The organism is Streptomyces sp. NPDC002232, from assembly GCF_042890295.1.
In the GTDB taxonomy this organism is placed as follows: Bacteria; Actinomycetota; Actinomycetes; order Streptomycetales; family Streptomycetaceae; genus Streptomyces.
On sequence record NZ_JBIARV010000004.1, the window covers coordinates 579,432 to 591,024 of the forward strand.

10 protein-coding genes are annotated in these 11,593 nt (G+C 70.5%); 7 read left to right on the plus strand and 3 right to left on the minus strand.

What is annotated here, in order from left to right:
• Positions 1-8: 8 nt before the first annotated feature.
• The 4 genes from ACFYXU_RS20495 to ACFYXU_RS20510 all read left to right on the plus strand — a co-directional run bounded on the left by ACFYXU_RS20495 (position 9) and on the right by ACFYXU_RS20510 (position 4,262).
• Entirely contained in the window at positions 9-872 is an 864-nt protein-coding gene (locus tag ACFYXU_RS20495) for an alpha/beta fold hydrolase (RefSeq protein WP_389459106.1), read from the plus strand.
• Positions 869-1,876 (plus strand): VOC family protein, encoded by a 1,008-nt coding sequence (locus ACFYXU_RS20500; protein WP_389459108.1) that lies wholly within the window; start codon positions 869-871, stop codon positions 1,874-1,876. The genes ACFYXU_RS20495 and ACFYXU_RS20500 overlap by 4 nt, the downstream gene beginning before the upstream one ends.
• Before the next feature lie 332 nt (positions 1,877-2,208).
• On the plus strand, positions 2,209-2,625 hold the full coding sequence (locus ACFYXU_RS20505) for a DUF485 domain-containing protein (protein ID WP_389459110.1): 417 nt from the start codon (positions 2,209-2,211) through the stop codon (positions 2,623-2,625).
• On the plus strand, positions 2,622-4,262 hold the full coding sequence (locus tag ACFYXU_RS20510; protein ID WP_389459112.1) for a cation acetate symporter: 1,641 nt from the start codon (positions 2,622-2,624) through the stop codon (positions 4,260-4,262). Before ACFYXU_RS20505 ends, ACFYXU_RS20510 begins: the two co-directional genes overlap by 4 nt.
• A gap of 93 nt (positions 4,263-4,355) precedes the next feature.
• On the opposite strand, the gene ACFYXU_RS20515 is transcribed toward ACFYXU_RS20510, so the two are convergent.
• Both ACFYXU_RS20515 and ACFYXU_RS20520 read right to left on the minus strand, forming a co-directional pair.
• Positions 4,356-5,516 carry an amidohydrolase family protein gene (locus tag ACFYXU_RS20515; RefSeq protein ID WP_389459114.1) on the minus strand — a complete coding sequence of 387 codons (1,161 nt, stop codon included), beginning with the start codon at positions 5,514-5,516 and terminating at the stop codon, positions 4,356-4,358.
• Between the two features lie 256 nt (positions 5,517-5,772).
• Positions 5,773-6,519, minus strand: a complete 747-nt coding sequence (locus tag ACFYXU_RS20520) for an IclR family transcriptional regulator (protein ID WP_389406438.1) — start codon at positions 6,517-6,519, stop codon at positions 5,773-5,775.
• 182 nt (positions 6,520-6,701) lie between these two features.
• Here ACFYXU_RS20520 and mhpD point away from each other — a divergent pair, with 182 nt between their 5' ends.
• From mhpD to dmpG, 3 genes are read left to right on the plus strand one after another with little or no spacing between them, the layout of a single operon-like run.
• Entirely contained in the window at positions 6,702-7,523 is an 822-nt protein-coding gene (gene mhpD / locus ACFYXU_RS20525) for a 2-keto-4-pentenoate hydratase (RefSeq protein WP_389459116.1), read from the plus strand.
• Entirely contained in the window at positions 7,520-8,470 is a 951-nt protein-coding gene (locus tag ACFYXU_RS20530) for an acetaldehyde dehydrogenase (acetylating) (RefSeq protein ID WP_389459118.1), read from the plus strand. The genes mhpD and ACFYXU_RS20530 overlap by 4 nt, the downstream gene beginning before the upstream one ends.
• A complete protein-coding gene (gene dmpG, locus ACFYXU_RS20535; protein WP_389459121.1) occupies positions 8,467-9,498 on the plus strand; it encodes a 4-hydroxy-2-oxovalerate aldolase in 1,032 nt (343 codons plus the stop codon). Before ACFYXU_RS20530 ends, dmpG begins: the two co-directional genes overlap by 4 nt.
• Before the next feature lie 556 nt (positions 9,499-10,054).
• Here the strand turns inward: dmpG and ACFYXU_RS20540 are convergent.
• Entirely contained in the window at positions 10,055-11,578 is a 1,524-nt protein-coding gene (locus ACFYXU_RS20540; protein ID WP_389459123.1) for an aldehyde dehydrogenase family protein, read from the minus strand.
• Positions 11,579-11,593: the final 15 nt, after the last annotated feature.

Genomic DNA, 11,593 nt, shown 5'->3' on the forward strand with positions numbered 1-11,593 from the left:
GGACCACCATGACCACACCCACCGAAGTCCCCGCGATGCAGGAGCACCTGCTCGACGTCGACGGCAGGAAGATCTTCGTCGCCGAGACGGGGCGGGGCGCCCCCGTCCTGCTGCTGCATGGTGGCGGCCCCGGAGCTTCCGGGGTCTCCAACTACAGCCGCAACATCGTGGAACTGTCCCAGGAGTTCCGGGTCATCGTGCCCGACCTCCCCGGCTACGGTCGCAGCAGCAAGGGCATCGACCTCGCCGACCCCTTCGGCGCCCTGGCCACCGGCATCCGCGGTGTGCTCGACCAGCTCGGCCTGAAGAAGGCCCACTTCGTCGGCAATTCCTACGGCGGTGCCTGCGCCCTGCGTCTCGCCCTCGACACCCCCCAGCGGGTCGACCGCATGGTGCTCATGGGCCCCGGCGGCATCGGCACCACCCGTGTGCTGCCCACGCCTGGCCTGAACAGCCTGTTGAACTACTACACGGGGGACGGGCCCTCGCGGCCGAAGCTGGAGAAGTTCATCCGCGACTACCTGGTCTTCAACGCCGCCCAGGTGCCCGACTCGGTCATCGACGCGCGCTACCGGGACAGCATCGACCCCGAGGTCGTCGCCGCCCCGCCGCTCAGGCGCCCGAAGTCGCTCGGCGCGCTGTGGAAGATGGACTTCACCCGCGACAAGCGCCTGAACCGGCTGGCCGTGCCCACCCTGGTGCTGTGGGGCGCCGCGGACAAGGTCAACCGGCCCTCGGGTGGCCGGATGCTGGCCGAGCGCATGCCCAACTGCGACCTGTACGAGGTCGCCAACACGGGGCACTGGGTGCAGTGGGAGCGCGCAGAGCTGTTCAACCGGCTCTGCGCCGACTTCCTGGCGGGCCGCCGATGAACACCGCGCCCTCCGTCTTCGGCTCCGTCCACCTCGGCTACGTCGTCGTCGAGTCCAACCGCTTCGCCGACTGGCGCCGGTTCGGCACCGACGCCATCGGCATGCACCACGACGACATCTCCCGTGACGTGATGCGTTTCCGCCTCGACGACCACGAGTGCCGGTTCCTGATCCGGCGTGGTCCCGCCGAGGACGTGGTGGCGATCGGCTGGCACATCGACGACCACGCCTCCTTCGAGCAGATCGAAGCCCGCATCCGAGCCCACGGCGTTCCTGTCGTGCGGGGCTCCGACGAGGAGGCGGCCTTGCGCGGCGTGGAACGCCTGCTGCGTTTCCCCGGTCCCAAGGGCATCGTGCAGGAGATCTACACCACCCCGCTCATCTCGTCCGAGCCGCTGCGGATGGTCGCCTCCGGCTGGGTCACCGGCGACGCGGGCATGGGGCACGTCGCGATCACCTCCGCCAAGCCCACCCTGATGCGCGGCTACTACAACACGGTCTTCGACGCCCGCCTGACCGACTACATCGACGAGACGATCAGCGGCGTCAAGCTCAAGATCCGCTTCCTGCGCGTCAACGAACGCCACCACTCCATCGCGATCGCCGCCCTCCGAGGCCTGCCGATCGACCCGATCCGCACCCGCGTCCAGCACCTCAACATCCAGGCCGACAGCCTGGACGACCTGGCCCAGAGCTACGAACGCGTACACGAACTCGGCTTCGACATGGCCCTGTCGGTGGGCCAGCACACCAACGACAAGGAACTCTCCTACTACGCCCGCACTCCCTCGGGCTTCGAGTGGGAGGTCGGCTGGAACCCCGTCGTCATCGACGAGAGGACCTGGGAGCCCTCCACCCACCAGGGCATCAGCATCTGGGGCCACAAGCCCGTCGGCCAGACGATCGTCGACAAGCTCGACCAGTTCCGGCTCGGCGCCCGTTCCCTCGTCCGGCCGGAGAGGACCGTCCCCGCCCTCAGCGGCGCCGGCATCCCCGACGACTGAACCGGCACGGTCACTCCGCCGCCCGGCGGGGCGACCGCACTCGCTCGATCCCCGGCAGCGCGGCGGAACACCGCCGCCGGCCCTCTCGCCCGGTCGCACATCCCTCGCACTGGGGTTTCCACAGGCACCTGGCCTCACGGCTCGATCACGGGCGAACTCCTGCGGGTCCGGCGATCCCGGACGTCTGCGGTTCCTCATGCCTGCCCGTCGCCGTCCCGCACTGCTCGGTCCGTTCGGCCCACCGCCCGTCGTGCTCCCGTCAGGGGACGCCGGGAACCGTGATGCCGGGCCCCCGGTGAGTGACCATCCACTTCGCGAGAGGACCCCGCCCCATGTCCGTTCCGCCTCCCAGGCCCGACAGCGGGCCCCCACCGTACGAGCGGCCCCATGAGGCTGCCGCGAGCGCTCTGCAGGAAGCGCCTCGCGCACATTCCGAAGCGCGTCGGCGGTTCCTGGCGGTCAATGGCGCCGCCTTTCTGGTCTCCGCAGCGCTGTCCGGCACACTCGGCGAGCTGTTCGCCACCCGCCTGGCCGGCAGGATGCCTCTGGGCATCGTGCTCGGCACTCTGCAGCTGGCCGTTCTGCTGCTGTCCTCATGGTGGTACGACCGCACGCTCAGCCGCCAAGCCGATCCGCTCGTCGACCGGCTGCGCCACCGTGCCCAGCTCGTGCACCCGTCACCGCCCCAGCCGGGGCCGGCAGGGACCACGTCCCGACGGCCGCAACCGTCGCAGGGGAGGCGGAGATGACCGAGCTGTCGCTCGCCGCGGGGCTCACATCGGTCTCGGGCGGTTCCGACGACCGGACAATGGTGCTGATCGGCTTCCTGGCGTTCATCGTTGTGTCCCTGCTGCTGTGTGTTCTGGCCGGCCCCGAGGACGACACCGCGGCCGACTTCTACACCGGCAACCGGTCACTGACGCCGGTGCAGAACGCGCTGGCGCTCACCGGGGACTACATATCGGCCGCCACACTCCTGGGCGTGTCCGGCCTGGTGGCCGTGGTCGGATACGACGGCATCTCCCTTGCGGTCAGCAGCTGCCTGGCCGTCGGGGTGTTCCTGCTCCTCGCCGGTCCGCTGCGCAATGCCGGCCGCTACACCCTGGGCGACGTCTTCGCGCTGCGTTCTCCGGGTTCGTCGTCCCGTATCGCCGCCGCCACGGCCACCTTGGCCGTCTGCCTGCCCTTTCTCGTCCTTCAACTGGCCGGAGCCGGCAGCGCCACGGCCCTCCTGCTCGGACTGACCAGCCTGGGCGCCGAACAAGTCTGCACCGTCTTCGTCGGAGCGCTGATGATCTGCTACGCGGTGCTCGGCGGCATGAGAGGGACGAGCCTCGTCCAGATCGTCAAGGTGGCCGTGGTGTTCACCACCATGGTCCTCCTCGCCCTTCTGGTCCTGCGGCACCACGACTTCGACCCGGGCGCCCTGCTGACCGCGGCCGAGCGGGGGAGCGGGCTTCACGACCGCTACTTCGAACCCGGTCACGCCCTGGGGAGCAGCGCGGTCGGCCGCCTCGACTTCCTGAGCCTGCAACTGTCCGTGGTCCTGGGCGGCGCGTGCATGCCGCACGTCCTGATGAGGATCAACTCGGCCGCCGACGGCGCCACCGCCCGCCGAGCTACCCGCTACGCCATCGCCATCATGGCCGTCTTCTTCCTCTGCGTCGTCATCGCGGGACTCGGTGCCGCCGGTATCGTGGGAGGCCAGAAGATCCGTGCCGTCGACAGCAGCGGCCAGGCGGCCCTCTTCCTCCTGGCCGGGGAGCTGGGAGGCGGTACCTCGGGACTTGCTGGCAGGGTGCTGTACACCGCTGTCGCGTGCTCCGTCTTCGTCACCGTACTGGCGGTGGTCGCCGGCATTGCCCTGAGCGCCGCGGCCGCCCTGGCGCACGACCTGCACGCGCACGTGGCACGTGGGGCGCGCATGTCCGAGCGTCGGGAATTCCGATCGGCCAGATGGGCCGTAGGAGCCGTGGGTGGGATCGGCATCTTCCTGGCGGCGATGGCCCAGGGGCGGGACCTTCAGTCCCTGACCTATCTGGCACTCGCTCTCGCCGCCTCCACGGTCCTGCCCGCGTGTCTGTACGGACTGTTCTGGAGCCGGTACAACCGGACCGGGCTCCTGTGGACCGTGTACGGCGGAATCCTCTGCACGACCGCCCTGTATGTGTGCTCCCTCTCCTTCTCGGGCGCGTCCACCTCGCTGCTGTCGGGATACGACTTCCACCTCATCGGGCTGCAGTCGACCGCCGTGATGGCCATTCCCACGGGATTCCTGCTCGGGTGGGTGGGCAGCGTCGTAGGACGGCGTGGACGGCCGGTGGAAGAACCCGGGGCGGACCTCCGCTGGCGCGAACGCGTTCTCGTCGGCGGAGGAGAGCAATGACGTGTGCCGCGGCCCGGCAACCATGCCGGGCCGCGGCACACGCCGCGCACTCACTCACGGCAACAGGACGGGCTCACCGCTGCCAGGCGCTGCTCAGGCCGGCTTGGCTCCGATCCTGGCGGCCAGTGCGGGGAACTGGGTCAGTGCGTTGGACCGCTCGACGGCCAGTCGCTCAGCGGGCAAGAAGGTCTCGTCCAGCTGTGGGGCGGGGTCTCCTGCCGTGGGGAACAGGGCGCTGGTGAACGGCCAGTCGGTGGCGAAGAGGACGTGCTCGGTTCCGGCCAGCTCGCGCACGGATTTCATCGCCTGGGGTGCAGGGGACAGGGCGGTGTCGTAGAAGATCTTGCGGAAATGCGGGCTGCTGTCGTCCAGGCCGGCGGCCCCCACCTGTTGCGCTAGCGCCGGGGTCAGAGTCAGCAGGCTGGTGCGGTAGGAGATGTACGGCAGGGTGCCGCCGGCGTGCGCGGCCAGCCACCGGATGCGCGGGTACCGCCGGTAGACGCCCTTGTAGAGCATGTTGACCAGTGCGCGGGTGGTGTCGAACGTGAACTCGTACAAGAACGGCGGCAACCCGAGGTCCGGGTAGCTTTGCGGGGTCGAGGGGTGGATGAACACCATGGTGCCCAGGTCGTCGAGCGCCGTCATCAGCGGGGCGAACACGGGATCGTCCAGGTACGTTGCGCCGTAGCTGCTGAAGATGCCCACGCCGTCCAACTTCAGGTCCCGCACCGCCCGACGTGCCTCGGTGACGGCGTGGGAGACGTCCTGCGCGTCGACGGTGCTGCCAAGGGGCAGGACGGCGAATCCGCCGAAGCGGCCCTTCAGACGCGCGGACGTCGTGTGGACCAGGTCACGACTCGTGTAGGTGTTCAGACGCTGTGCCATCGCCACCCGGTCCGTCGCGGACGACAGGTAGGTGACGCCCGGCTCGGAGACGGAGACCACCTGGGTCTGGATGCCGTAGCGGTTCATGAAGTTCACCGCGAGGTCCGGGCTCCACAGGGGGACCGGCACGCCTCCGATCTCGGTGACGCCGTGCGCCGCCAGGTCCCGGCGGTAGAAGTCCGGAATCAGATGACAGTGCACGTCGATGCGGTCTCTGCCGCGGCGTACCGGCGCGCCGGAGGGGGCGCTGCCGGTCGCGGTCGCCGGCCAAGCGCCGAGGGCTGTCGCGGAGGCTCCCAGCGGCAACGCCGCCTTGAGCAGTCCGCGCCGTCTCATGCCGTGTGACTCGGCTTGTCCTGGAACAGCCATGGAAAACACCTCACCGAAGGGGGATGGGGGAAGGCGCGTCCGCTGGAGGATCGACGCGGACACCGGGCAGCCACAGGTGGCCGGTGCGGCGGCGACGACCGCACCGGCTTCTTGTAGCGTTCACTACAGTGGCTGGAATGATCGCTACGGTAAGAGCGGCGGGAGTGGGCGTCAAGGATCGCGGCAGGGGTGAACTGCTGGGGTGAGAGCCTGCCGGGTGCGCCCGCTGCCCACGGGCCGGGCGCCCGCTGCCGGCTCAGGAAGAGGTGCTGTCCACCGATCCGCGGCCCGAGCGCAGCACGCGGGACAGGCCCAGAGCGGCTGTCCGTACGGCGGGCGCGAGCTGGGCCGGGTGGAACCGGCCACGCGGCACGGCGACGGACAGGGCGGCCACCGCCGTCGCCCCGTCGAAGACGGGCGAAGCGATGCAGTTCACGCCGAGGGCGGCCTCCTGCTCCTCGTATGCGAGGCCGGAGACCTGGATCTGCTCCAGGGCGGTACGCAGCCGTGCCGGATCGGTGACCGAGTGCGGGGTGAGACGGGGCAGGGGCCCGGCCAGCAGCTCGTCCGCCAGCTCGGATCCGGAGAAGGCCAGCAGCGCCTTGCCGACGCCCGTGCAGGTCAGGGGAAGGCGCCCCCCGATGCGTGAAGGCAGCGTCAGGGTCTGGTGGCCGTGGATCCGCTCGACGTAGACCACATCGTGCCCCTCCCGGATGCCGAGGTGCACGGTCTCGTGGGTCGCCTCGAAGAGGTCCTGGAGGAACGGCAGTGCAGCCTCCCGCAGGTCGAGGCGGCGTGGCACCAGCGAGCCCAGCTCGAAGAGCTTGCCGCCGAGCCGGTACGCCCCGCCGGCACGTTCGAGCAGACCGAGGCGCACCAGGTCGGCGCAGAGACGGAACGCGGTCGTCTTGGTCAGTCCCGTACGGGCGGTGATTTCCGTGAGACGGAACGTGCCGCCGTCCGGACGGAAGCAGTCGAGGACGGCGGCCGCCTTGTCGAGCATGTTCCCCTGAGCACTGTTCCGTGTCATGGAACATATTTTGCCGCCGCTCGAACCGTACGCCTATACCTGTCGTGGATCGACGGACGGCCACCGCCGCCTCTCCGACACCCTCGCCACTCTCCGCCCGGAGGTACCCGCATGTTCGCTCCCCACCGACCCGCCAGTGCCCGCCGGGGGCGACCATGAGCACCCACGAGTCCGCGGACGCCGTGACCGAGGCGGCTGCCGTCCTGGAGGAGGCCGCCCGCACCGGAGCCCCCTGTGCCCCGGTGCGCTCGCTCCTGCCCGAAGCGGACATCGACGCCGCGTACGCCGTGCAGCGCCTGCACGTGGAACGCGGGATCGCCGCCGGGCGACGGCTGGTGGGCCGCAAGATCGGCCTGACCTCGCCCGCCGTGCAGCGCCAGCTCGGCGTGGACCGGCCGGACTTCGGCGCGCTGTTCGCCGACATGGCGGTGCCCGAGGGACGGTCGATCGCCCCCGGCCGACTCCTCCAGCCGAAGGTCGAGGCCGAGGTCGCCCTGATCCTCGGCACGGACCTGCCGCATCGCGACCCGACCGTCGCCGACCTGCTGCGCGCCACGGCGTTCGCGCTGCCCGCGCTGGAGATCGTCGACAGCCGGATCGCCGACTGGGACATCACCATCGTCGACACCGTCGCCGACAACGCCTCCTGCGGCCTGTACGTCCTGGGCGGCACCCCCGTTCCCCTGGACCGCGTCGACCTGCGGGCCGTGACGATGACCCTCACCAAGAACGGCGAGACGGTCTCCGAGGGCACCGGAGCCGACTGCCTGGGCAGCCCCCTCACCGCCGCCCTCTGGCTCGCCTCCACCCTCGCCGGGCTCGGCGACCCGCTGCGGGCCGGCGACATCGTCCTGACCGGCGCGCTCGGCCCGATGGCCGTCGCCGCCGAGGGCGACGAGTTCGCCGCGCACATCGAAGGACTCGGCACGGTCACGGCCGCGTTCGCGTCCGCCGCCACGGAAGGAGCAGCGGCATGAGCACGAAGGTCGCCGTCATCGGGTCGGGCAACATCGGCACCGACCTGATGATCAAGATCCTGCGGCTCTCCGACTCCCTGGAGATCGCCGCCATGGTCGGGATCGATCCCGGCTCCGACGGCCTCGCCCGCGCCCGCCGCCTCAAGGTCGCCACCACCCACGAGGGCGTCGACGGCCTGGTGCGGCTCGACGAGTTCGCGGACGTCGAGATCGTCTTCGACGCCACCTCGGCCGGCGCGCACCGCCGCCACGACGAGGTACTGCGCGCGCTGGGGCGCAGGGTCGTGGACCTGACGCCCGCCGCGCTCGGCCCGTACGTCGTCCCGCCGGTCAACGGCGACGACCACCTCGACGCACCGAACGTCAACATGGTCACCTGCGGCGGCCAGGCCACTATTCCGATCGTGGCCGCCGTCGCAGCTGTGACACCCGTCCACTACGGCGAGATCGTCGCCTCGATCTCCTCCCGTTCGGCCGGTCCCGGCACCCGGGCCAACATCGACGAGTTCACCGAGACGACCTCGTCGGCCATCGAGAAGGTGGGCGGCGCCGCCCGGGGCAAGGCGATCATCGTCCTGAACCCGGCCGAACCCCCGCTGATCATGCGCGACACCGTGTACTGCCTCGTCGGCGAGTGCGACGACGCCGCGGTGACCGCTTCGGTGGAGGACATGGTCGCCCGGGTCCAGGCGTACGTGCCCGGTTACCGCCTCAAGCAGAAGGTCCAGTTCGAGCGCGTCGCCGAGGACGACCCCCTGCGCTCGCTGCTGCCCGCCGGTACGCGGACCACCGGCGCCGCGAAGGTCTCGGTCTTCCTGGAGGTCGAGGGCGCCGCCCACTACCTGCCCGCCTACGCCGGGAACCTCGACATCATGACCTCGGCCGCCCTGCGCACCGCCGAGCGCATGGCCGCCGCGCAGCCCCTCACGGAGGTGGTCTCCCGATGACCGCGAACCAGCCCCCCGCCCTGTACGTACAGGACGTGACCCTGCGGGACGGCATGCACGCCGTACGCCACCGCTACACCGTCGACCAGGCCCGCAACATCGCCGCCGCGCTGGACGCCGCCGGGGTCGGCGCGATCGAGATCGCCCACGGCGACGGCCTGTCCGGCTCCAGCATCACCTACGGCGTGGGTGCGCACACCGACTGGGAGTGGATAGAAGCCGTCTGCGACGGCGTTCGCCACGCGGTGCCCACCACGCTGCTCCTGCCCGGCATCGGCACCCTGCACGACCTGCGCCAGGCCCACGCCCTCGGCATCCGCTCGGTCCGCGTCGCCACCCACTGCACCGAGGCCGACATCTCAGCCCAGCACATCGCGGCCGCCCGCGACCTCGGCATGGACGTGGCCGGGTTCCTGATGATGTCCCACATGGCCGAACCCGCCGAACTGGCCCGCCAGGCCGAGCTGATGGAGTCCTATGGAGCGGGGTGCGTCTACGTCACCGACTCCGGCGGCCGCCTGACCATGGACGGCGTCCGCGATCGCGTCCGCGCCTACCGCGACGCCCTCGCACCCGACACCGAGATCGGCATCCACGCCCACCACAACCTCGGCCTGGGCGTCGCCAACTCCGTCGTCGCCGTCGAGAACGGTGTCACCCGCGTCGACGCCTCCCTCGCCGGCCAAGGCGCCGGAGCCGGAAACTGCCCGCTGGAGGCGTTCGTCGCGGTCGCCGACCTGATGGGCTGGGAACACGGCTGCGACCTGTTCCCCCTGATGGACGCCGCCGACGACGTCGTACGCCCCCTGCAGGACCGCGAGGTCCGCGTCGACCGCGAGACCCTCACCCTCGGCTACGCGGGCGTGTACTCCAGCTTCCTGCGCCATGCCGAGACCGCCGCCCGTAGGTACGGCCTCGACACCCGCGCGATCCTCGTCGAGGTCGGCCGCCGCGAGATGGTCGGCGGCCAGGAGGACATGATCACGGACATCGCCCTGGACCTCGCGGCGGCCGGCTCCGTCGGCTGACCGGCAGCGGCCGACGCCAATGGCCCGTGGCCTTGCGGCGGAGACGGCGTCACCGATGCCAGGGGCGGGCGTGGCAGGAGGTAGGCAGAATCCGGCCGACGTACTCGTCGCCGGGGGACGCATCAGGACCGGCGAGTCGCGCCCTTCCGAGCCGACGCCAACGCCGCGTACACCCTGGTGGACACCCAGCAGCTCGCGAAGCTGGGCATTCACACGCGAGCAGCCTCGACGCCATATAGCCCGTCCGTCTGTTCAGTTCAGCTGAAGCACCCTTTCAGAGTGAGGACGGGGGCCGCCTCGAGTTCGGGTACGGGATCGACGTCGATAGACCGGCGGCGGGAATCCTCTTCTCGAAGGACACGTGATCGGCGCAGGCCGACGGCTGACTCCTGCCTACGCCCGCGATCAGCGCTGAACTCGCTGTCACGTGAATCTTCTTCACGAGACGTGTCCAGAACGTTCGGACACGAGGTTCTCGCCGACGGGACGGGCCCCGCCGCACCACCGGTGGGAGGCGCCTGCCGCGCCTGAACCCGGGGCAGGCGTCTCTGTGTTCCTAGAAGAACCCAAGCTTCTTGGGGCTGTAGCTCTGAAGAATGTTCTTCGTCTGCTGGTAGTGGTCCAGCATCATGCGGTGGGTCTCGCGGCCGATGCCCGACTGCTTGTAGCCGCCGAAGGCCGCGTGGGCCGGGTAGGCGTGGTAGCAGTTCGTCCAGACGCGGCCCGCCTGGATCGCGCGGCCCGCGCGGTAGGCGGTGTTCGTGTCGCGGGTCCAGACGCCCGCGCCGAGGCCGTAGAGCGTGTCGTTCGCCGTGCGGATCGCGTCGTCGAAGTCGGTGAAGGAGGTCACCGCCACCACCGGGCCGAAGATCTCCTCCTGGAACACCCGCATGCGGTTGTCGCCCTCGAAGATCGTCGGCTGGACGTAGTAGCCGCCTGCCAGCTCGCCCCCGTGTTCGACGATCTGGCCGCCCGTCAGGATCCTCGCGCCCTCCTTCTGGCCGATCTCCAGGTACGAGACGATCTTGGCGAGCTGGTCGGCCGAGGCCTGGGCGCCGATCATGGTGTCCGTGTCCAGCGGGTGGCCCGGGACGATCTTCTCCGTGCGGGCGACCGCCGCCTCCAGGAAGTCCGCGTAGTGGCCGCGCTGGACCAGGGCCCGCGAGGGGCAGGTGCACACCTCGCCCTGGTTCAGGGCGAACATCGTGAAGCCTTCGAGCGCCTTGTCGCGGAAGTCGTCGTCCGCCGCCCACACGTCGTCGAAGAAGATGTTGGGGGACTTGCCGCCGAGTTCCAGCGTGACCGGCTTGAGGTTCTCCGAGGCGTACCCCATGATCAGCCGGCCCGTCGACGTCTCGCCCGTGAACGCGATCTTCGCCACCCGCGGGCTCGACGCCAGCGGCTTGCCGGCCTCCTCGCCGAAGCCGTTCACCACGTTCAGGACGCCCGGCGGCAGCAGGTCCCCGACCAGGCTCAGCCAGAAGTGCACCGAGGCCGGGGTCTGTTCGGCCGGCTTGAGCACCACCGCGTTCCCCGCGGCCAGCGCCGGGGCCAGTTTCCAGACGGCCATCAGGATCGGGAAGTTCCAGGGGATGATCTGCGCGACCACCCCGAGCGGCTCGTGGAAGTGGTACGCCACGGTGTCGTCGTCGATCTCGCTCAGCGCGCCCTCCTGGGCCCGCAGCGCCCCCGCGAAGTAGCGGAAGTGGTCGATCGCGAGCGGGATGTCCGCGGCCAGCGTCTCCCGCACCGGCTTCCCGTTGTCCCAGGTCTCGGCGACCGCGAGCGCCTCCAGGTTGCTCTCCATGCGGTCCGCGATCCGCAGCAGGACGGCGGCCCGCTCCGCCGGCGCCGTCCGCCCCCAGGCCGGGGCCGACGCGTGCGCCGCGTCCAGGGCGCGCTCCACGTCTTCGGCGGTCCCGCGCGCGACCTCCGTGAAGGGGCGCCCGTCGACCGGACTCGGGTTCTCGAAGTAGCGGCCGGCCGCCGGGGCGACGTACGCGCCGCCGATCCAGTGGTCGTAGCGGGCCTGGTACGACATGAGCGCGCCGTCGCTGCCGGGTGCGGCGTAACGGGTCATGGGCTTCGCCTCCCT